Source organism: Sediminispirochaeta smaragdinae DSM 11293 (assembly GCF_000143985.1).
Taxonomy (GTDB): Bacteria; Spirochaetota; Spirochaetia; order DSM-16054; family Sediminispirochaetaceae; genus Sediminispirochaeta; species Sediminispirochaeta smaragdinae.
The window spans coordinates 3,119,628-3,142,419 of the sequence record NC_014364.1; the positions used below are offsets into that span (position 1 = coordinate 3,119,628).

Consider the following 22,792-nt stretch of genomic DNA (forward strand, 5'->3'; position numbering starts at 1 on the left):
CAACTCCCCTCTTTTTTCACTCATCCGATGGTAGCAGACCTTCGGCGACGGTTCTCAAGCTCCTGACGCATTCCGAGATCAAGCAACTGGCTAACATCAATAATCAGGGCGACGGTTCCGTCTCCCAGAATGGTAGCACCGGCAATACCCGGGGCGTTGGTATATTTATCACGAAGCGGTTTGATAACCACATCCTCTTCTCCGATCAGCGAATCAACCACTAACCCCATCTTTTTATCTCCGGTTCCCACGATAACCACAAAATGATGGTCCTGATCCTCTCGTGTGGGGATACCGAAAAGGCGGTTAAGGCGGATAAGACTTACCACATCATCCCGGACATTAAAGACCTCGTAATTATCAATCATACGAATCTCTTTGGGTTTGATGCGGTGACTATCGATAACCGATGTAATAGGTATGGCGTAGACTTCGCTGCCGACACGGATCAAAAGTCCCTGAATAATGGCAAGGGTCAGCGGGATTTTAATGGTAATTTTACTCCCCTTGCCGTGCTCGGACCAGACACTGACGTTTCCGTTCAACTTTTCGATCTGCTTCCGCACCACATCAAGGCCCACACCGCGGCCGGAGATATTGGTTACCTTCTTTGCCGTAGAGAAACCAGGCTCGAAAATCAAGTTGAAAGCCTCAATATCGGAAAGCTTCTTATTCGGGTGGATCAACCCCCGTTCAATGGCCTTGCCTCGAACGGCGTCGACATCAATCCCCTTACCATCATCGATGATCTCGATGATGATCATATTTCCTTCATTACTTGCCTTGAGCCTAACAAGCCCCTCTTTCTCTTTCCCCGCACGCTCCCTCTCTTCCGGGGTTTCCACTCCATGATCCACAGAATTGCGGACACAGTGGATAAGAGGATCAAGAAGGTCCTCGATTACCGACTTGTCAAGCTCCGTATCTTCTCCCTCGATCTCGAGCTTGACCTTTTTCGAAAGCTCACGGGAAACATCCCGAACCAGCCGCGGAAAGCGGTTAAAGATCTGGCTGATGGGAACCATCCGGATCTGCATGACCCCTTCCTGGAGCTCACTGGTCGTACGGGAAAGGTTCTGGGCCGTACTCCTGAATTTGGCTACACTGCCCTTCAAAGAGCCTTCCAGCGGATCAAGAAGGGAATAAAGATGACCGAAACGGTCGAGAAGCTCCGCTTTGATCTGTTTTACCGCCGTACCCGATTGAATCTCCTCCAGGTAGTCCGGCAAAGAATCAAAAAGTTCTTTTAGGGTTTCGCGGTACTGTTTTTCAATAGTGGAGAGGGAAAGTTGAGCCTCCCCAAACTGCACGCTGATCTGATTAAAGGTGGCCTTGGTAATAACCGCCTCACTGACAAGATTCAACAAATTATCGATCCGCCGGGAATCCACACGAAGAACGGAACCGGTAGATTGCTTCCGTATCTCTTGTTCACGCTTCTTCGAGCGAGGCTCGGCCTCTTTCTCTTCACTCTTTTCAGGCTGAAGGTCTTCTCCCTCGCCTGCATCGACCTCAGGTTCTTTCTCAGGCCCCTTATCGGCATCTGACGGCGAAAGAAGATGTTCCTCCACTTTCTGTTGCGAAAGGGTGGAAGTAAGCTCCTCAAGCGGAATCACCTGAGAATCGACGACAACATCGGCAACCTCGGTATGTTTCAAAACAGCATCCCGCGATTCTTCGGTCGCAAGATAGTATCGCACCTCGGGATAAAACTCATCCTCATACAACTCTTCAAATTCGGGGATGGTCTTAAGAACGGTACCGAGACCTTTCAATGCAGCGAAAATCTGCACCCCCCCGACGGTATTCATCGGATGATCGGGGTTAAAATGAACGACGATCTCATACACATTTTCCTGCAGCTCCGCAGCTTCCTGTAATTCCAGGATATCATACTCGGAAAGCCCTTCACTGGCGGAGTCCGCCTTAGCAGACTGCACTTCGGCCTTCGGAGGAGGCGCAGCCTTCTTTTTTGCAGGAGCCTTACCGCCATTTCCGGGGAGGAGAGACTCCAGATGCTCCTTGATATCATCCACCGGCTCATCATAGACCGAACTATCAGCTCTCGCCGCGAGCATTGCCTTTATGATATCGATTGATTCGAGAAGCGTATCCACCACTCCGGTATCGACGCTTACCTCATCACTTCTGATACCATCGAGAACATCTTCCACAACATGGGTAAATTCGGCGAGCTCGGTCATCTGAACGGTTGCTGATCCACCCTTGAGCGTATGTGCCGCCCTGAATATCTCATCAACCGAATCACGATTTCCCGGATCATTCTCCAAAACAAGGATGTTCTGTTCGAGGGTATCAACCTGAAGATTTGCTTCCATAAAGAAATCTTTCAGGAGTTCTTCGTTATTTGGATCTAAGTAGTCGCTCATCTTGCATTAATGTTTATATAGAACAAGGTTTAAGTCAAGTGACAATTTCGGACGATACGTAATAGTGGAGAGATTAACCTTTCTTTTTTATTTTCTGTGATATACACTACTAAAGAAGAGACAGGTAGAAGAGGAGTATTTTCATGAGAATCATCCGCCCCAGGATTTTCACGCTGTGTATTCTTCTGATTCCCGCCATTTCCCTTTATGCGGCCGATCTGACGGTGCCTAAACTTGATTTACTTACCACAGGAAACTGGAATAAGGATACAAATCGGGTTGATCTGGTAACAACGGCGGAGACGAAAATAGCTATTTCGGGGGGGTATAAGTTTGGGGGAAGTCTTTCGCTGGGTTTCTTCTCCGAAGATCTCGGATACCTTGATCAGGATGCATCCGATGTCGTTGACGAAACGGCAACGCCACAAGAAGATGTAGACGGCCTGGCGAACTACCTCGATAACAATACCTATCTTCGGTTCCAGGGTGCAGAACTGACCTACCGGGAACTGTTCGGCAGCAGTAATAACGATCTAACCTTTTTTGTCGGGGAATCGGACAGCTTCGCTTCCGGGGATGTTTTCATGACGCGATTCGGAAGCGCCGATATTACAACCCGCTATAAGGGAAACAGATACTTTGAAAGCGGCTTTGACGGGATTCACACTGTCAACGGAACGGGACTTCGTATAGGAAGCTCTTGGGGAACGGACCGAAATCAAACCGATTTCTACTTTTACCAGGATGGTTATCTTGGAACGGGTATCTATTCTGCAGACGCCTGGACCGCCTTCAATCTGGAAACCATCAAATTCGAAACCTTTCTCGGAACAAGCTTTCCACAGAAAAGCGCCGGCATATATCGAGCGGGTTTCCTCTTCTACTATAATCCCGGTACGACCGGAGAGTTTCTGGCTGAGATCGGTATTCCGAAATGGACAGCAGGTGAGGCCTTTGAGATCGGAGATTTTTATTTCCTTTTCGAGCCGAGAATCCATATTGACCCGCTTACCGTCATTCTTACGCTTTTCTGGCAGCCTAATTACTACCTCCAGAGCGAAACAACCGAGGGTGAATCGGCCGACATTCATATCAATTTCCTCTTTGGAGATCCCTTACAATCGACAATTTCCGGTGGCCTGGAGACAAGCTTCATCGTAAATACAGACTATCAATCGACCGATGAGGACCAATTTGAAATCGTTACCTCTCCCTACATCTCGCTTGGATCTCCGGGAATTTCCTGGAATTTTGCTTGTGATGTAAACCTTTTGCCCTTTCATCTCGAGACTCTTGTGGAAGGAATCATCTATATCAAGGCGGCTTTCTGATGTTTCGACGATTTAGTATCACCCTTATACTTCTGGTATCGATCACCCTTTCCCTTCAGGCCCTTGAGCTGACGGGATTATTGCATTCGGGAAATCTTTCCTTCGACAAGTCGGCAAAAACAACCCAGAGCTCAATCTCCGGCAGTTCGTTTTTCTACGGGGCCTCCTTGTATGCAACGCAAAAGATTAACGATGCATTGTCCCTGGATGCCGGCCTCGTCTATGATCCCGTCCTCAGATACACAACCATTACCAGATTTCAATACGATCAGGACTATATAAGCCTTGGTGTCGGACCCTTTTTCGGAACGTTTAATACGACGGGAAAGATCCTGCAACCGGGGATCTCTACCGAAGTGAAGGCTCAGCTTCCGGGAATTTTGTACGCATCTCTCCGATCGGACAGCACCATTGGCGCACGATTTTCGGAAGACGGTGACTATTCTCAGGAATACAGCGCAATTTCTCTGGGCTATTATATTCCAAATGCGATTTGTTCCCTCAACCTTATCACAAAGGAATTTGCCCTCCGCAAAAGTTCCACCCTCGAAATTACCGACTCGTTTACAGAATACTCCTTCAAGGTTGATATCTTCCAGAAAAACGTACCCTATGGCGTTTTACTAAACTTTGCCTATCAGCAGCTAACCAGAAATTACGCCGATACATCGGCATCAAGCAGTACGGAAAACGTCCTGAACAGCATTGTCCTCGGTACAAAGTTTACGTTTCGGGCAACCGACGCGCTCACCCTTCTTGCGGAGCTTGAAAGCAGCGTCTATTCTTTCGGAAGTGAAGAAGATGAAGAACTCACCCTTCCCGATGGGCTTCCCGAGGCGTATCTTTTTCGTGCCGCCCTTGGAGCAACCTGGAGTTTTTGAAGTACAGAAGTACAAGACCAATAAGTATTTTCAAGATCCCTAAAGATCACTTAGCGATGCAGCAAGAACATTCATCAAATCATAAGCGGTAGTATCAACATTCCTGGTTTATCTGCTTCCAGTCTTCCCGATACTGCCCCTAAATCGTATTCCAAAACGATCTACACCGCCTTCTCCCCACAGTGCAGTCACTCGGTGGTTATAAGAGTACACATCCTGTGGGTGGGAGCAATCATGGGAATAAAAGAACGTAACAAAACGATAGGAATATCCCATTTCAAAATTGTAGTTGATAAATGTAGGATTATAGTTTAGAAAAAAGTCATAAATCGAGTTATCTGAAAATAAGCCTTTGTTCAGTAGCATTTGGACCGTCATTGCTCCCCCGACATAGAAACGTTCAAAAAACCAAAAGTATGGGCTAAGCTCTATATATGTCACCTCAAAATTATAGAGAGATAGATACTCACGGTCCTGGTCGGTTTCTATCTCGCCGAATTTTCCATTTGCCATTCCTGTCTCAAACTGGAACTCGAATCCTAACCATTGTGAGAAAATGGGAGATGCAAGAAGAACTATTAAGGCGATACATAATAATTTCTTCATACTGATGCTACCTCTTCCTATCCTTCTTTAAGCATCGATAATACCGTGAAATACTTCAAACAATGCCCGTAAAAAGAGGGATTTATGAGGCTTCTATCCTCATTTTACAAACGCACGGATAGCCAAGAGGCAAAAGGAAATTCGTTTGAAGCAATTTTTTCCGTAGCAGGAGCTTATCATGAGATAATCGGCTGAACGCTAAACACCATGTTTAGTGTATTTTTAGCAATTAATACAATTTATTATGCAAAAAATAATTAACTCATTATTCATTCAGAGTAAAACAAAAAAGCGGTATAACGATTCGGTTATACCGCTTTACAAAAGCTAATCTAACAATCCTACAGAAAAGGATGTCAAAACACAAGCTTCTCTTCTTCTCTATACGACCCGCTACTTACGGATTTGTTGTAGCAGCAGGAGCTGCAGACTCACTGGAATCCTGATGAATCTTCCGTGCCTCAAGGGCTCTCAGCACCTGGATCTCTCCAAGACGCCGCCATTCAGCGGTCCTTCTTGAGGATTCTCTCGAATCAAGAATACCCCACAAGGCTTCATTATCGATATCTCCGGTACCCGGAATGACTGCCAAGTCATAAGTAACCTTCGCATCTTTGATATAGGTAATGATATCACCGCCTTCCTGGGCCGCATCCTTATAGACGATAAACCCGACAAGCCTGCGCATGGGAGTCGTTCTAGGATAAAGTGGGTATTTGTGAAGTTCTCTGTTCCTCACATCGGAGATATAATTGGGGTTTACCCAACCGAGGGTCCGCCAACCATTAAAATCCATGTAATCAAGGAACATCGTCCTCTCTTCACCCTTCTCATCCTTAAGAATAATACCGAGACCATTGGGAAAGTTGCTTCCGTACACATCTACGGCAATGCTTTTGATGGCTCCGACGTTCTTTACGACACCATAGCTGTCGAACTTGCTTCCCTCACGATCTGTCTCATCCTCGACCAAGGTTCCGTCGGCCTGAAGCTGAGTTTTCCGCATGTAACCGGGAATCTCAAAGGGGGGTTTAATAACCGCATACGAGTTGAACGGCTCTTCTGGAAAATGAATACGAACACCCATTACTGTTTCACCGGCAAACTTGCTTGCCTGCTCACTGACTGGGGCTTCCTTTGTATAGGAAAGCTTTTCGTTCGTTACAGTCTGGGAAGAAGAGGCCAGATCGACATCCCAATTCTCAATAGCAAGAGAAGTCTTCATCAACTGCTTTTCCTCATCGGTATAACCGACACCCGCTTTACCGGAAAAATCAACTATTGTTGCTTCATTGTTGCCATCTTCAAGATCGGCTGTCAAAGTAGAAAAATCGATGAGAACCGATTCTTCCGCATAAAGTGAGAAACTCACTGCCAAAAGCATGATGCCGAGAAGAATTCCGAATCGTTTCATCCAGTGCTCCTTTTTATAAACAAGTTACCGTTTCCAACTAAAATTATACGGAACGGTTTAGGTTTGTCAACGATTTTTCTGGTTTTTCACCCCTTCGAAGGCGAGAGTCTTGGCGTTTCACCGTCAATAGTGATGATGATCTTTTCAACAGAGGGATAATTGAACGTGACGGTCTTCCGGAGTACACCGAGAGCTTCCTGAAAGCTTAACTCGCTATTTTTCGTATCCAGCACCGCCTCGATACTCAAATCGATATAAGCGGTCTTATCTCTTACCATGACCGTCCGAAGTTTCGTTCCCTCCGCGAAAAGGCGTTCGTTGGTCACCTCAATTGGTCCCAGAAGAATCTCATCTACCAAAAGCTCGATATTTCCCTCGAGGTCATCCCTCACGGGAAGGTTTCTGCTCTCACCGGCAACCATGCTCGCTTTATACTGGGGAAAGAAGAACACTTTTCTCCTGATCTCTCTTCCCCGAACCAAAAAAAGCGTCAGAGAAAGAAGGAAAAGGGTCAGTAAGAGCAACGACATCCAAGGAACGATTGCCGGGATTCGATACTGTTTCGCTACGTGTTTAACCACAAATAGAACTCCGCCTCATTCGCCGAAGCGATTAATAAATCCAACGACGCCATTATAGATGCCCTGGGTCAGTTTCTTCAAGTAGCCGGCGTCTCCAAGAGAGCGCGCCTCTTCGGGATTCGTGACAAAGCCCAACTCGATAAGCACCGAAGGCATCTTCGCATTACGTACAACAAACCACGATTCCTCTTTCAGACCGCGGTTTTCGCTTTTATCGCCGATCATTTGTTCCATCCCAGCCGAAACACTACGGGCGAGAAGGATACTTTCAACGGTATATTCCTCTTCAAGCATGGTGTTGAGAATGGGAGCGACCTCTCTGGCATTCGGATCAATACTTTCGGGATCGATTAATTCTCTCCGGTAATCCGGAGGCAGGTACCACACCTCAAAACCGGAAGCCTTGCTATTGAAGGAAGCGTTGGCATGAATCGAGATAAAGACCATCGCCTCGTTTTCCCCCAACTCCACCGAATTGGCTATCTCGGTCCGTTCTTCAAGGGTGGGATAGACATCGTCATTTCGAGTCAGCATGATCCGTTTTTCCGGATAGTTCTTCGAAAGCATGGAATAGAGCTCTTTGGCAACCTCAAGGACGATGTCCTTTTCTTTGATTACATAAGGCTTTCCATCTATCGTATGGCGACCAACGGCCCCGGGATCTTTACCGCCGTGACCTGGATCGATAATGATGGTTGTTACGGAGACGGCACTGACATCGGAAACGGGAAAATGCTCTCTTAGTGCGGTGATAAAAGGCTGATCAGCAACAAGAGACCCTTCTTTGTTTCTGGTGACGGAACCGCTGCCGATCTCATTCCCATCCAGAAGATAATAGCTTCCGTCGAGGCCAAAGCGTAAAGAATGACCACCCCGCTCTAAAACCCCTATCCCAAGATAGGGGTCCCATCTAAAACTCAGACCAAGATTCTCTATTTCCGGCTTCAAAGCCTGCTGCCCAGCTGCGGGAATCAGAGCACACAGAAAGAACAGCAGTGCGGCTGCGGCTATGCGTTTTCCCAAATTTGTAACTCCCGCCTATAGTCGATATCCCGCTCTCTCCAAGAGCGGACCGTGTCGATGATCCATACCCCTCCCTGAATGCCTCCCCGCAGAAAAGCCCTCCAGAAAAGCGATCCGAGGAGAAGGCCATCTTGTCCGGACATCCTCCACTTTTGGAGATCCATGGCAGATACTCCGGTGAGAGCAAGAAGACGATCAAAGCCTTCCCTCAAGCCGAGGCCGTGCCAATCTACGGCAGCCTCGCTTCTGAGTATCGGCAGAGAGGCAAGGGCAATTGAGTCCGAGAGAGGCGCGGAAGGCCTTTTGCCAACACCGTAGATCGGCTCAAGACGTGAAAGTTCAGCACAATTTTCCTCACAGGAAAGAGAATATGCATCGGGGATCCAGGCCTCTTTTTTTCCAAACAGAAAAACCCCGGTCCGTTTTTCACCGGGAACAAGCCGTACAAAGACCCGACCTGCTCCATCTTGAGCAGAGGAAACAGCCTGATCACGACGGTCCGAGGACGCCAGGACATTTCCGCATTTCTGTACGTTGTTTACCGGAAAGTTCACCTCACTTCCCGGCTCAATAAGAACAAATATTTCCTTAACGCGCTTGATGGCCCTGGCCTTACCCAGAGATTCCACGGCAGCGACGACACCAGGTATCGAGATAAAACCTCGCTCGGCACAGGTATGATTGCGCACGGGAGAGGGAAGATTTGCCGGTAATCCGACGGCAATATTCAGGGCACCGGCGGTCGGCTGCACCCCGCTGGAGAGGGGATAGGTCCAGCCAGACATGAAACCACCGGAAAGTCGTGCGGCAAGCTCCCCGATCCAGGCCTTTCCCCGGCAGAACTTGACATCCCCCTTTGCAGCACCATTATCGATTCCAATGGCCTCTACTGCCTTAAGGAATTCCCCCTTTACCTCTTCGATCATGTCGGCAGGAGCGGAAGAGGGAATAGTATGCCCCATCTCGACAAAATAGGGAGCAAAGGTGATGTGACGATCGGCAATACCGCAAAAACGCACCTGCCCCTTCTCCACCAAGGCGTCGATACTGAATTCCGGTCCATCGAGAAACTCTTCAACGATCACCGAACCACTTCGACTGAAACGAAAGGCGTCATCGAGGGCGGAGGAAAGCTCCTCATCATTATCAACCCTTCTGACCCCCCGGGCGCCCATGTTGTCGACCGGTTTTACCACAAGGGGATACGATAGCTCTTTGGGAATTTCTTTTTCTCCATCGGCCAATTGCACGAATCGGGGGACACGGACATTCGCATCGGAAAGAGTTCTTCGCATAAGCGCCTTATCGCTTGCAGCCATGGCTGCCTTGACGGAGATACCGGGAAGCGTGAGTTTTTCCGCTACACGAGCGACGGTGAGTGAAAAATCGGTACCGGCGGTAAACACCCCATCGATGCCCCCCTCCTTCCGCATCACCTCGGCAGCATCGATCATCGCTTCCCATGCCTTCAAATCGACATGGAAGAATCGATCGGCGAGGGAAATACCGGGAGCCTCGTCGGATCCATCGGCCACGGCCACATACCACCTCTTCGCCTTTGCAATCCGAATCGCCGGAAGCTGCATAATGCCGCCTCCAAGAATCAAGATACGTTTTTTTGCCGCAGCAGTCTCATTATTCTGGCCTATCATGATAGCGCTCCTGTTTTGTTGCATAGAGTTCAAAGGTATCTCCCAGACGCAAACGAGCTGCAAGAGAATGGAGAAGGCTTTCAGGAAAAGCGCTAAACGGGAAAGGAAAACGCTCGCTGTGAATACCGGTGGAAACAAGCCTGTCGACACGAAAACCATGGCGGGAAAGCCAGCTGGAAACCTGCTCCGGAGCCATGATCGAAAGATGATCCGAAGGACTCGCAGCAAAAAATGCATCAGGCTTACGTCTGGCACTCATGCCGCGAAACGAAGGCGTCGAGAACGCGAATACCCCCCCGGGACGAAGCAGACGTTGTATCCCTTCAATGACCTGAAAGAGGTTCGGCAGGTGTTCGACTACATACCAAAGGGTAATAACATCATAGTGCGCGGCCGTTGCTGCAAGGGGGCCGTCAAAAAGTATATCATCGACAGCTCCTGCATAAACAGGAATATCAAGCCGCTCTTTTACATATGATACGGCGCCAGGGGTGATCTCGATACCTTCGCAGAAAAACCCTGCATCCCGGGCCGCGGCAAGAAAAGGACCGTAGGCACAGCCGATATCAAGGAGTCTGCGGCCGGAAGTTTTCCCGATAACGGCGGCGATATGCTCCAAGCGCTGCACAGAAAGGGCCTTGATATGGTCGAAATCCTCCAGATAATCCCGCCCGTATTGGCTCCGGTACTCGGAAAAGAAATAGTCTTCACCGTATCGGTTTTCAGGAGGAAAGGGATCGAAGAGGGCCATGGCTCCACAGGAGGCACAACGCCGTACCGACCTTTCCTCACTCCGATGTACCACAGAACTCTCCACACTGTTAAGGCGACGACCGCACAGGGGGCAGACGACGCCTCCTTCGGGCCTCATTGAGAGGATCAACGACTCAACATCGCGGTCGCAATTCCATCCGTCCCCGGGATTCGGGACATGAAGCCGACTGATCTCCAACCGGGTAAGCGGCCGTTCAGGAAACAGGTGCCGCAGTCGGATTTCAAGGCGGTCCCGGCCCTTCCGGCCCGACACCCAGCCGAGAGAAGAGAAACCACTCTGTTTGGAAAGGAGCTGATGATACCTTGAGGGGTTGAGCAAAAGAACGGCAGTACCGCAGGAGACCGCCTCCCAGGCAGTCAGACCAAAAGAACTTATAAGCAGGTCGGATGAACGGAACAGGGGAAGCGGGTCCGGAACCGGATCAATCTGCTTTACCCCAGCAGGTAAGGCAAAGGGTTCACCAACGCTTCTGCGAATCACCTGAATCTGTGAAGCCTGGAGATAGGCACCATCGATCAAGAGTCGGACAATAAGAGGGGTCAAATTCTCAGGGTCCTCCCCCCCGAAGGAAATCAAAACGGACGGGAGATCAGAACTTCTCTTTGTTTCGGCCTCACCAACGGAGGGAAGGATACCGATATTTGCTTTCCCTCCCTGTTTACGCTTCGGCAAAAGATCGATCAGATAGGAAAACTTTTGACGGAAGTCGCCTCCCTCATCGATTCCCACAAGATAACCGAGGGAATCCAGAAACGCCACTTCCTTAGCTGAGGAGGCTCGAAGATCGGCAACGATAAGCGGAGCGGGAGATTCCTCCCCACAGAGCATTGGATGCCGGGGAAAATCCTCTAAAGAAAAGAGCAAGCTTGGGTCAACCCCATGGAGAAAAGCAAGCTTCCGCGCATTGACAAGCTGCCCCTCATCGACGGCAATCAGCACCCTACGTCCCTCGTCACGGGCACGCCTTGCCAGACGAAGGGAGCGGACAATATGGCCGGTACCGCTTCCCCTGCAAAAACGGGGAACACATACCACCGGAGGGCTTTCTCGTCGATTATCACCCACGCCCGTTGCTCCCTTCTTCTTCAGATGCACGGTACCATGAAATGAGCCGTTGTACCGGTATGGGCTCTCCGGTATAGCACTCCCGAAAAATACGGGAGAGATAACGATAATCTTCCGGGGTATCCAGGGTCACTCGCATATCCGGCAGGGAAAGGGCTACAGGGGCCTGGGGTCTGGCAATAAGAAATCGTTCGGGTCGATGATACAGGAAGGGAGCGACATGCTCCCGCTCATAGGGATCGGTGCTCTCCTTATCCGCCAAACGCAAGGCATCCGCCCTCATCACCTCAACACCGGTGCCAAGGGGTGGGCCAAGAAAGCCGCAATAATCCCAGCTGTGGAGCTGCTGGAGTTCGAGAAGTTGTGATGCGAGGGAAGCACTGACCAGGGGATTGTCCCCGGTTGCCCGTAGAATACGGTCAAACCCCCTGCCTTCAATGGCCAGGGCAAAACGCTTGAGAACATCCTCTTTGGGCCCTGTAAAAAGTTCAAAATCCCACTTTTCGGCAAGAGACTGGAGCTTGGAAGCACTATCGGCATCAGTAACAAGAATCCTATCGGCAGCAGGGACCAAGAGAAGAGAGCGCATGGCATGCTCGACAACGGTTAAATCGCCCAAAGCAAGGAGGGCCTTTCCCGGGAGCCTCGTGGAATCCAGGCGCACTTGCAGCAGAACCGCATCCTTTGTGGTACTACTCATTCGGCAGTCTCCCACAGGTCCGTCACACTGCGGGCATCTCGGCAGAAACGAAACCGGTTTTCCCGGACCCAATGGGAAGCATCGCGGAATTCCCTGATCCTGGAAAAAATCGAACCTCCTTGCTTTCCTGCATAGGGTAAAAAGCGTCCTGCCGGCAAGACGCCGGCATCCCCATCGAAGCGGACGGCAAGATTTTTCAGATAAAAGCGGCCATAGCTCGCATCAGGGGTGGTATCCTCCGCCTCATGGTCACCAAGATAGCGAACGCGGAAGGAGGTGGAACAAAGCAGTTTTTCTCCCCACATATGGGTCCGAAACCCGAAATCCATTTTCTGCCAGTGGGGATTGGAGATCAGGGCATCGTACCCTCCAAGCAGGAGGAAACGTTCCCGTTCGTAGAGGCCACAGTAATCGAAGGGGAAGAGAGAGGGAACAGCATCGGCGCTCGGCACCATGGGAAGCGTCTTGAGCCTGTTGCGATAAAAGGCAGGCGCGGCAATGGAAGGAACCGTTTCGAGCTTTGGTGATTGGAGATGAGGAACCGTACAAAGCCGTTCCTGGGACAATATTCGTGAAAGGAGCCCTTCGGAAAGGGGGCCGGGCAGCATATCATTCCAAAGCACGAGGACAAGTCGGCCCTGGGCCTCCTTCATACCGAGATTTACCGCCTCCCCCGCCGAAACCCTTTGGTGCAGCAAGAGAAAACAGACCTGGGGATATCTAGCCGAAAGGGCCTCAACATCGAAGGACCGTTCTTGCCCCTCCACAGAGATAATCTCGAAATTCCCTATACGCTCAAGTTCCCGAAAATAATCGTTCCGATAGGGACGCCCTCCCCTATTGAGAACAACCAGAGATAAAAGGGGCGGAATGGTAAGCTTTCGGTCTTCGCGTTTCTTCCCGACGATGGTATAGGGAAGACGCGAATCGTCAGAAATTAAATGTGTAGTACTCATCACAGCCCTCGCAGGGATATCCCCATTCCTGTCGGGTATGAGCAAGATACCGCTCCTCCCCACGCTTCCAAATGTCCTTCAGTGGCTCTTCAAAAACGTTGCCAAGCAGTGTCCCCTGCTGTATAGACTCGCTTCCGGGAATGATCTCCTTGCAGAGCGGCACCGAACCGTCAAGAAAGATATGAAGGTCACGTTTCAGATGCCAACAGGGGAAACGAACCACAGGAGAAAGATCGGTAACCTTCAGCTCTTCAAGCGCTCCGGCAAAATTGTCGTATTTCTGAATGATCACCTCCACGTTCTGCTTCTTCCAAAATCGGTAAAATTGCTCAAGCTCGGCCTCATTCTCTTTCGTTCTGACCGCCTGGACCCTCACATGACCGGGAAAGCGCTCGGCGAGAGCCCTCACCGTTGCCAAGGCCTCTTCCATGCCCTCTCCTCGAAAACGACGATAGGTCTCAAGCTCAAAGGCATCCAGGGAAACGACCCATTCGATGCGCTCCGTTGCTGTCTCAAGAGTAGCAATGGCGTCCAACACGGACAAGTTCCATCCGATCCCTGAGGTTTCAATCATGGCCGATAATCCGGGCCGGGAGATTACCTCCCCAACCATTGCCTGGATGTCGGGATGGAGCGCAGGCTCCCCCCAAAGGGAAAGGCCGATTACCGCCTCTTCACTGAGCTCAAGCACCTGATCGAGGATGGAGGCAAGGGCCTCAGGGCTCATCGATTCGCTGCGATCGATCGCCTTCGACGGTGCCTTCGGATAGGGACACCAACTACAGCGCTGAGGACAAGCGGAATGGATCTGAACATAGATAAAGGCGGGTACGGTTCGCAGCAATGCGGGCTGTCGGACCAAAATCTCCGGAATAGGCTCTACCTCTCCGCCCGCGTCGATAATATGCTTGAGAAGCAGGGTCCGCTCTTTTCCCCTGGCCGCAAGATCGACCCGAAGAAGGCGCAGATCGTCGGGGGCTATTTCCGTCTCGATATCGAAGGCGTTGATATCTTTTTGGATAAGATCAAATAGGATGGAATCGGAAAGGGGTACATCCTTGCCGGAGGAACGTGAAGAGCGGTAGAGCTCCCGTATCTGTCCGATCGCCGAAACCGATACGATCTCGGGAGCGATGAACCTGGGATAGCCGTCGGCGAAACTATAGGTTGCATAATAATGTTCGTGATTATGCAGCATGCGCAGGGCAAGGCTTTCATCAAAGAGGGGAGCATCGGCATAGAGATGGTAAAAAAGCTGCAGAGATCCCTCTGTCGGGGCCGGAAGGGACGATGCAGCCTCATCCAGGGCCTGGAGAAAGGCATCGGTATCCCACTGCTGCCGCTGTACGAAGACTACGGCATCAAGCCCCTTTTCCCGTAGATGCCCGGAGGCGACATCTACATAGCGTGAGGGAAGAAAAAGGAAGCATCTGCCGCCGGGGGCAAGGGACAAGGCTTTTCGAACCGTCCTCGATAAAGCGGTATCACCGTCGGAGAAAAGAGGATCGAAGGCATGACCGTCGATGTGAATTGCATTCAGAACAACAAAGATATCCATAACTCGTTTATCGACACTCCCGAAAGGGGATTGTAGCATTAATCAAGAAAGACAATATCTTCAGGCAGCGAAACCTCATCCCGCCGTTTACTACCGATGATGGAGGTGATGTCGGCGGTGTGATGTCCCATCAATTTCCGAAGCTCCTCGCTATCGAAGGCGGTCACCGCCTTGGCAATATCGTTAATGGCAACCACCTCGCCCGAATCAAAGAAGCCCTCGACTCCTACGATCCCCGGAGGCAAAAGACTCTTGTGACGCCTGAGCGCACTAACCGCCCCCTCGTCTATCCAGATGGTACCTCGGGGGGCGCTATTGAGAATCCAACGGTTACGTGCCGAAAGACGTTTGCCCGCAAGAAAAAGGGTACCGATATCCTCCCCTTCACAAATTCTCGGAAGCACATTCTTCTCATTACCATGGGCCAAGACAATGGAACAGCCGGCCGAGGCGGCAATCTCTGCGGCGAGGAGTTTCGTCTTCATGCCGCCGGTGGAAAAGGTACTTCCGGGGGTTCCAGCCCAGCTGAACACCTCATCGGTGATCTTGGGAACAACGGCGATGCGACGTGCATGAGGGTCGTTTTTTGGGTCCCCATCGTAGAGGCCGTCAATATCCGTAAGGATGATCAGAAGATCGGCATCGATCTTGCTGGCGACCATGGCGCTGAGACGGTCGTTGTCACCAAAGGCAAGGTTGATCTCATCAACGGCAATGCTGTCGTTCTCATTAAAGATAGGAACAACGTTAAGAGAAAGCAGGGTTTCCACCGAAGCCTGAAGGTTAAGGTAGGTCCTGCGATTGTTCAGCACATAACGCGTAATAAGCACCTGGGCAATGGTGACTCCGTGATCTGCAAAACACTCCCGATACTGGTGCATGAGAAGGGGCTGCCCAATGGCGGCACAGGCCTGGCGCATCCGAATTTCGGTCACTCTACTCTCTATACCCAGTTCCATGGCCCCCATCCCGATGGCCCCGGAACTGACGAGAAGAACCTGTTTCCCTGCCTGCAGCAGGGAAGCAACCTGATCACAGAATCGCCCCATTGCCTCCACATCAAGCCCTCCGTCCCGGGCCAATAGGTTTGTACCGATCTTGACCACAATCCGATTTGCTTTTCGAAGGGCATCTCTCATAGCCGACCTCTATAACAACGCATCGGAGGGATCGGCGGAGATATCTTGATGGAGAAATGAACGGCGTCCGGAGGCGTAATCGTCGACAATCTGTCCGGAACCGATCATACGCCACTTATAGATCATAAGACCTTCAAGCCCCACAGGCCCCCTGGCATGGATCTTATTCGTACTGATCCCCACTTCGGCACCGAGACCATAGCGATATCCGTCGGAAAATCGTGTGGAACAATTCCAGAAAAGATCGGCGGAATCGACCCTGGCCATAAAGAACGACGCCTTAGCAGGATCATTCGTCACGATGGCATCGGTATGGCCGGAACCGTAGCGGTTGATATGAGCGACAGCCTCATGGATATCCTTCACGACCCGTATGGAAAGGATCGGCCCCAGATACTCTGTACGCCAATCCTCTTCGGTAGCGGCAGCTACATCGATAACGCTTCTGGTCGTATCACATCCCCTAAGCTCCACCCCTGCGGCCTGAAAGGCCTTTTGCAAGGGCGGCAACAGCCGGGAAGCGGCAGCCTCGTCAACGAGAAGGGTCTCAAGAGCGTTGCAGACGGCCATATACTGGGTCTTCGAATCAACGGCAATGGAAACAGACATCACTTCATCAGCATCCTCGGCAAGATACAGATGGCAGATACCATCGGCATGTCCGAGAACTGGAATGGAAGAGTTCTTCATAATATGACGTACAAAGTCGTTCGATCCCCGGGGAATAAGGAGATCAACCAGATCGTCGAGTTCAAGGAGTTCTCCCACCTCCTCTCTACTTTCCAAAAGGGCCATCCACCCCTTGGGGGCACCGGATGCAACACTCCCTTCGGCAATAAGAGAAGCGAGAGCTCTGTTTGTCCGCAGGGCCTCACTGCCCCCCTTGAGAAGCAATCCGTTTCCGCTTTTAAGTGCGAGAGATGCAATCTGTACCAGGGCGTCCGGCCTTGACTCGAAAATCATGCCGATGACCCCGATGGGACAGCTTACCCGATAGAGGTTGAGCCCCTCGTCCAGTTTTCTCGCTTCAAGGATCTTTCCGGCAGGGTCAGGAAGACCGATTAAGGCATCGATTCCGGCTATTACCTGATCGAGTTTGGTTTCGTCGAATTTGAGTCGTTTCAAAAGAGGTGCCGAAAGATTATCTTGTGTGGCAGCATCGAGATCGGCCCTGTTCGCCTCGAAAATTGTCTTTGCGCCTTTTCGAAGGGCCTGTTTCATGCCGACAAGCGCATCATTTTTCGCAGATCCTTTTGCCGCCCCAAGCAAAATCTGGGCATCTTTCACCATTAGGGCTTTTTCTCTGACACTCATAGGTATATGGTAGACCGTAAAAGCCCAGCGTGGCAACAACCAATCACTGCTTGTTCAGGTCGCTTTCGGGATATCGCCGTAAATGGTCTGAACCTCTTCTTCCAGCGAGAGAAAGAGCCTGAGAATTTCCGGATCGAAATGATCAGGCGAAAGGCGATCATCACCCTCGCGCAATAAAGCGATGGCTTCGTCGTGGGAAAACGGCCTGCGAAAACTGCGCCGCGAACGCAAACTTTCATAAATATCGGCCACCCGTACCAATCGCGCCGCAAAAGGAATTTCCCGGCCCTTTCGACCAAGAGGATATCCTGTTCCGTCGTACCGCTCGTACAAATTTGCGGCAATCTCTCTCGCCGTGGAAAGACGAGGCAATTCGTGAAATACCCAGGAAGCCAAAACAGGGGCCTTACGAACAAGCGCCCATTCGGTACCCGAGAGAGGTCCGTCTTTGCTGAGTATGGATTGATCTATCATCAGCTTACTGACATCGTAGAGTTGCACGGCATCAAGGAGTGTCGTTGTATAACCGGAAGAGCAATCGAGTCTATTGCAAAGCAAAGCGCAGATTTTTTGAATACGTTTATGCTTCCCTTCCGATCCCTCTTTTACCTCAGTTATCTTTCCCAGCTCACGTACAAGATTGAGATATTCATCTTCTTTTTTGCCCATCTTTTCAAAGACAAGCAGTAATAAATAAATATAAAACCCGAGATGACGGTACCAGGTAAGATCAAACAGTTTAAGACTACGATGAAAGTTCAGAAAGAGAATACGCTGGGAATCATTAACATAATAGAGGATAAAATTCCGTATCGTCCCAAGCTTTTCTACAAGTTTTTCAGGAAAAAACCTTGTATACGCTTCCGGCGAGGGAGAGGTTTCCTGCCAGTTCGACATCAACATCCCCTCTTGCCACACCCCGAGGGACTGCATCCGCTCTATATCAAGTTCGGCATCAATATCTTCTTCCTCGATGTCCCCTTCCGTTCTAAAAAACAGCTTTCCCCCGCATTCATAGCTCCCGGCACTAAGGGAGACAAACACTGCGTGCGGCCTGTGATAATCCTCGGGGCCGACAGCCAGATGAGCCTCAATAACACTCGCAATAAGATGATCGGCCTCGGCACAACTCAATTCCGTCGAATCCGAGAAGTCCGGAGCGGCTCCCTCACCGGTGGAAGACAAAAGTCCGCTGGAGGCAACATGGGCATTGAGTTCACGTATCTTCAGCAGGGTTCTGACGCGGACCATTAGTTCATTGATGTTGACCGGTTTGGAGATGAATTCATCGGCCCCTGCCTTTATCCCCTCCTCGATATCCTCACGACTATGAAGGGCCGTGACAAGAATCACAGGGATATCCGCAGTCTCTTTACGTTCTTTAAGGCTGCGGCAGACACCAAACCCGGTTAAATCGGGCATCATCACGTCAAGCAGAATAAGATCAGGGGGCTTTTGCTCTACTTTTTCTAAAGCATCTTTACCATTGGCCGCCTCTTCCGGTAGATACCCCCGCTTTTTTAGGGCTGTAACAAGGAGGAGGCGATTTATGGCCTCGTCATCAACGACGAGGACATGCGGTAAAACTTCATCATTATTCACTCTTAAAATGTAGACATAGCGGTATGCCAGGTCAATAGATAAGAGAATGATTAGCAGAGCAGCATAAAATCTGTTATGATCATCTCGCTATGGAGCTCTTTACCATGTTGTTTGACAAGATAGAACAAGCATCCCCTCCCCATCCTCCGGTCATCGCCCTCGCCGGAGGAGGAGGAAAGAGTACGACCCTCTATCGCCTTGCCGAATCTGCAGCACGCAGGGGAAAGAATGTGCTGATCACTACCACCACCAAAATGTTCGATCCGCGTATAGACCCTACCGCTCGTTTCCATCGTTGTTTCATAGGGGAAACGGTTGTCCCACCCTCTTCCGAGGGCGGATCCATAACCTTTGCCGCCGACGCTGAACTTCCGGAACTCAGGAAGGTCAAGGGATACGAACGGGACCGTATCGGTGAATTCCGCCGGGATTACGATCTGATCATTGTAGAGGCTGATGGGGCAAAGCGCCTTCCCCTCAAGGCACCGGGATCCCAGGAGCCGCAGATACCGGCCTGTACCACCCACATCATTGCGGTCATCGGGCTCGACAGTTACGAAGCCCCCATGGATGAAAACCATGTTCACCGTCCGGAATGTTTCGCATCTCTTACGGGCTGCCGCCCGGAATGTCCGGTTACGGCGGAACACTACTATCGTCTTGCCACCCATTCCGAGGGCGCTTTTAAGTCGGCTCCTCCTCATGCACGGCGTTTTCTCCTTTTTAACAAGCTGGATGTGCTGAATAAAGATCGTGCTATCCATCTTAAAGAGAGCCTTGAAAGGCTTTTTCTGCGCTCCGAAGGGGGAGAAAAAGGGATAGAGGTTCTCTTGGGATCAATGATGGCGAAGGACGAAAGGGCACAGATAATGGACTGCTTGAGAAAATAAAGTAGTGTCCGGAATCCTGGTGGTCAAAGCCCCTCAATTTTTTTCCTTACCGCCAATTACAAGGGTATAGATACATAAGATCAAGTAATCCTGGAAACCTAAGGATTTTTCCGGGAAAGAGGGCACAAAATCACCAGGATTCCGGACACTATAAAAAAATAACGGCATACCATTGGATCATTAGCAAAACAATGGTATGCTACAATGCTAATGTGTGAAAACAACGCTGTTCAGGAGCTGTCACATGAACCTTTTTGAAAAAGCCGCACAGCTGTCGGCAGAGCACACTCCCTTTGCCGTTGCCACTATTGTATCGTCATCAGGCTCTACCCCCCGAAGCAAGGCGAAAATGATTGTCCTAAGCAATGGCAAGAGTTTCGGAACAATTGGTGGAGGCCCTGTAGAGGGGATAGTGATTGAGGAGGCCTTGCAATGTATCCGCTTCGATCGCTCCACGCTTCTTGAATATGCCCTTGACAAGGGTGACAAGGGTGACAAGGGTGACAAGGTCGAAAGCATAACCATGGAATGCGGCGGATCCTTAAAGGTTTTTATAGAATGCGTCAATCCGGGTCCCAGGCTCGTTCTTGTAGGAGGGGGACACGTAAGTCTTGAGATTGCAAAGGTAGCGGCGGAACTTGGTTTTCGTGTTGAGGTGGTGGAGGAGCGAGCCGAATTCTGTTCCGCAGAACGATTTCCCATGGCAGCAAAGCTATATCTCGAAAACAATCTCGAAGAGGCAATGGCCTCGCTTCCCTCCGATCCCTCCTCTTTTATTATCATTGCGACCAACAGCAGCGATGAGCGGGCCCTCCGTTACTTTGTTGGTAAATCGTTTATCTATCTCGGTATGCTCGGCAGCCGTCGAAAGGTTCGCCTGCTTATGGATAAATTGGCCGACGAAGGCGTGCCTCAGGCACAACTCGCCGGGATACGGGCTCCCATCGGTTTGGATATTGGAGCGGAAACACCACAGGAGATTGCAATATCGATAGCGGCGGAATTGCTTGCCGTTCGAAGCGGGCATACGGGAGTGCCGCTTTCGGGAGACCACCCCAAGCGTGTGGTGGTAAGGGGAGGAGGAGACATCGCCACCGGCACCATTTGCCGGCTTTTCAGGTCGGGCTTCGAGGTGGTCGTACTCGAGATTAAGCATCCGACGGTGATACGGCGTAGCGTTGCCTTCGCTCAAGCGATGTTCGACGGAACCATGGTGGTGGAAGGGATCATCGCCTGTCGTGTCGAAAGCTTTGAAGAAATTGAGGCGGTGCTTACCGAAGGTAAGATCCCCGTCATTGCCGACCCGGAAGGATCACTTATTCCGGCGCTCCGTCCGGCTGCCGTTGTCGACGCCATCCTTGCCAAGAAGAATCTCGGAACACATAAGAAGATGGCACCTGCGGTCATAGGACTGGGACCCGGATTTTCCGCAGGTGACGATGTTGATGCGGTAATAGAAACAAATCGGGGACATCACCTCGGGAGTGTCATCCTCCACGGCCAGGCACAGGCCAATACCAATGTTCCGGGAAACATCTCAGGGGTTTCTGCAAAGCGTGTCATCAGAGCCCCGGTAGCCGGTATCATTGAGGAACTTTGCGCCCTTGGCGATATTGTACGCAGCGGAGATCCTGTCATGGCCATCAGAGGAAAAGATGGGCAGAAGGATATCGTTACGGCTCCGATCGATGGCATGGTCAGGGGCTTAATCAAGGGAGGAAGCGAGGTTACCAAAGAGTTTAAAATCGGGGATGTCGATCCCCGGGGAGAAAAAGCGGACTTCACCACCGTAAGTGACAAGGCCCGTGCCGTAGCCGGCGGGGTCCTTGAGGCAATCTTGATGCTTTTGGCACGGAGGAAAAAAATAGTATGAAAGATGAAGCAATAAAACTGACCGGTTTCACCCGTTTCTCTGGTTGCGGGGCAAAATTAGGGCCGGGACTACTCGATAAGGCATTATGCGGCCTTTCTCAACCCAAAAATCCGGCGGTTTTGAGTGATTTTTCCGCTGCGGAAGATGCGGGGGTCTATAAAATCGACGAGCATATGGCATTGGTCCAAACCGTCGACTTTTTTCCTCCCATCGTCGATGATCCCTTCACCTTCGGGAGGATAGCAGCAGCCAACGCCCTCTCCGATGTCTTTGCCATGGGAGGAACACCACTCACGGCACTCACCATCCTCTGCTACCCTAAGGATAAGATTCCCCTCGAACATCTGCGCAGTATGATGGAGGGAGGAATCTCCGCGCTCACAGAGGCATCCTGCTCCCTGGTCGGAGGACACAGTGTCGACGACCCGGAGCTGAAGCTGGGCTTTTCCATCACCGGCAGGGTGGAGCCGCAGAAGGTATGGAGAAACAACACCCTCAGAAAGGGGGATGCCCTCATATTTTCAAAGGCCCTCGGAACGGGGCTGATCAACACGGCGCTTAGAGCGGAGCTGGCCAGCGAGGAGGCAATAGAGGCCGCCTCCCGGCAGATGGCTACCCTCAACCTTTCCGCAATGGAAATTCTGAAAACCGCCGATCTATCCGCATGTACCGATGTGACGGGTTTCGGTCTCCTTGGACATGCCGCAGAGATGGTCTCAGGTTCCGCCTGTGGGCTTACGATCAAGAGCGGCAGCCTTAAGCTCCTTCCCGATGTCATGGAATATGCATCCATGGGTCTTGTCCCCGAGGGAACCTACCGGAACAAGGAGTTCAGATTGCCTTTTATCGCCAATGCGGAAACGATTGATCCGGTTCTCCTTGACCTTCTTTTTGATCCGCAAACCTCGGGAGGCCTCCTGGCGGCCGTTTCCCCACGGGATGCGGAAAGATGTGTCGAAGCAATGAATGAACAAGGACTATCCGCGGCTCTCATAGGCAGTGTCGAAGGTCCTTCCGAGAAAATCACCATAGCATAGTGGAG

At 50.9% G+C, this 22,792-nt stretch carries 18 protein-coding genes; 5 read left to right on the plus strand and 13 right to left on the minus strand.

All coding sequences use genetic code 11. The features are described from left to right. Window positions 1-20: 20 nt before the first annotated feature. Entirely contained in the window at window positions 21-2,390 is a 2,370-nt protein-coding gene (locus SPIRS_RS14760; protein WP_013255484.1) for a chemotaxis protein CheA, read from the minus strand. Window positions 2,391-2,533: 143 nt separating this feature from the next. Between SPIRS_RS14760 and SPIRS_RS14765 the strand changes: the two genes are divergently transcribed. Further along, a complete protein-coding gene (locus SPIRS_RS14765; RefSeq protein ID WP_013255485.1) occupies window positions 2,534-3,721 on the plus strand; it encodes a hypothetical protein in 1,188 nt (395 codons plus the stop codon). After that, on the plus strand, window positions 3,721-4,602 hold the full coding sequence (locus tag SPIRS_RS14770; protein WP_013255486.1) for a hypothetical protein: 882 nt from the start codon (window positions 3,721-3,723) through the stop codon (window positions 4,600-4,602). The genes SPIRS_RS14765 and SPIRS_RS14770 overlap by 1 nt, the downstream gene beginning before the upstream one ends. A gap of 108 nt (window positions 4,603-4,710) precedes the next feature. On the opposite strand, the gene SPIRS_RS14775 is transcribed toward SPIRS_RS14770, so the two are convergent. From SPIRS_RS14775 to SPIRS_RS14830, 12 genes are all read right to left on the minus strand, one after another. Beyond that, window positions 4,711-5,208, minus strand: coding sequence for a hypothetical protein (locus SPIRS_RS14775; RefSeq protein WP_013255487.1), 498 nt, complete (start codon window positions 5,206-5,208; stop codon window positions 4,711-4,713). A gap of 397 nt (window positions 5,209-5,605) precedes the next feature. Further along, complete coding sequence (locus SPIRS_RS14780) at window positions 5,606-6,622, minus strand: flagellar filament outer layer protein FlaA (RefSeq protein ID WP_013255488.1); 1,017 nt, start codon at window positions 6,620-6,622, stop codon at window positions 5,606-5,608. Between the two features lie 86 nt (window positions 6,623-6,708). Then, window positions 6,709-7,203: a GerMN domain-containing protein gene (locus SPIRS_RS14785; protein WP_013255489.1), complete on the minus strand. Its 495-nt coding sequence runs from the start codon at window positions 7,201-7,203 to the stop codon at window positions 6,709-6,711. Window positions 7,204-7,218: 15 nt separating this feature from the next. Further along, a complete protein-coding gene (locus tag SPIRS_RS14790; RefSeq protein WP_013255490.1) occupies window positions 7,219-8,226 on the minus strand; it encodes an N-acetylmuramoyl-L-alanine amidase family protein in 1,008 nt (335 codons plus the stop codon). Beyond that, window positions 8,211-9,878 (minus strand): ATP-grasp domain-containing protein, encoded by a 1,668-nt coding sequence (locus SPIRS_RS14795; protein ID WP_013255491.1) that lies wholly within the window; start codon window positions 9,876-9,878, stop codon window positions 8,211-8,213. Before SPIRS_RS14795 ends, SPIRS_RS14790 begins: the two co-directional genes overlap by 16 nt. Beyond that, window positions 9,862-11,718 carry a methyltransferase domain-containing protein gene (locus SPIRS_RS14800; protein ID WP_013255492.1) on the minus strand — a complete coding sequence of 619 codons (1,857 nt, stop codon included), beginning with the start codon at window positions 11,716-11,718 and terminating at the stop codon, window positions 9,862-9,864. Before SPIRS_RS14800 ends, SPIRS_RS14795 begins: the two co-directional genes overlap by 17 nt. Next, the gene (locus SPIRS_RS14805) at window positions 11,711-12,418 is read right to left on the minus strand and encodes a cytidylyltransferase domain-containing protein (protein ID WP_013255493.1); all 708 of its coding nucleotides are present in this window, start codon (window positions 12,416-12,418) and stop codon (window positions 11,711-11,713) included. The genes SPIRS_RS14800 and SPIRS_RS14805 overlap by 8 nt, the downstream gene beginning before the upstream one ends. Further along, window positions 12,415-13,374: a glycosyltransferase family 2 protein gene (locus SPIRS_RS14810; RefSeq protein WP_013255494.1), complete on the minus strand. Its 960-nt coding sequence runs from the start codon at window positions 13,372-13,374 to the stop codon at window positions 12,415-12,417. Before SPIRS_RS14810 ends, SPIRS_RS14805 begins: the two co-directional genes overlap by 4 nt. Then, window positions 13,349-14,932, minus strand: coding sequence for a spiro-SPASM protein (locus tag SPIRS_RS14815; protein WP_245537598.1), 1,584 nt, complete (start codon window positions 14,930-14,932; stop codon window positions 13,349-13,351). Before SPIRS_RS14815 ends, SPIRS_RS14810 begins: the two co-directional genes overlap by 26 nt. Before the next feature lie 38 nt (window positions 14,933-14,970). Next, on the minus strand, window positions 14,971-16,071 hold the full coding sequence (gene proB / locus SPIRS_RS14820; protein WP_013255496.1) for a glutamate 5-kinase: 1,101 nt from the start codon (window positions 16,069-16,071) through the stop codon (window positions 14,971-14,973). A gap of 9 nt (window positions 16,072-16,080) precedes the next feature. Beyond that, window positions 16,081-17,385, minus strand: a complete 1,305-nt coding sequence (locus SPIRS_RS14825) for a glutamate-5-semialdehyde dehydrogenase (RefSeq protein WP_013255497.1) — start codon at window positions 17,383-17,385, stop codon at window positions 16,081-16,083. Window positions 17,386-17,439: 54 nt separating this feature from the next. Next, window positions 17,440-18,987, minus strand: coding sequence for a response regulator (locus SPIRS_RS14830; protein ID WP_013255498.1), 1,548 nt, complete (start codon window positions 18,985-18,987; stop codon window positions 17,440-17,442). A gap of 104 nt (window positions 18,988-19,091) precedes the next feature. On the opposite strand from SPIRS_RS14830, the gene yqeC reads away from it, so the two are divergent. From yqeC to selD, 3 genes are all read left to right on the plus strand, one after another. Continuing rightward, the gene (gene yqeC, locus SPIRS_RS14835; protein ID WP_013255499.1) at window positions 19,092-19,877 is read left to right on the plus strand and encodes a selenium cofactor biosynthesis protein YqeC; all 786 of its coding nucleotides are present in this window, start codon (window positions 19,092-19,094) and stop codon (window positions 19,875-19,877) included. A 244-nt stretch (window positions 19,878-20,121) separates the two neighbouring features. Further along, complete coding sequence (gene yqeB / locus SPIRS_RS14840; protein WP_013255500.1) at window positions 20,122-21,750, plus strand: selenium-dependent molybdenum cofactor biosynthesis protein YqeB; 1,629 nt, start codon at window positions 20,122-20,124, stop codon at window positions 21,748-21,750. Continuing rightward, window positions 21,747-22,787: a selenide, water dikinase SelD gene (selD, locus tag SPIRS_RS14845; RefSeq protein WP_013255501.1), complete on the plus strand. Its 1,041-nt coding sequence runs from the start codon at window positions 21,747-21,749 to the stop codon at window positions 22,785-22,787. The genes yqeB and selD overlap by 4 nt, the downstream gene beginning before the upstream one ends. Window positions 22,788-22,792 lie beyond the last annotated feature (5 nt).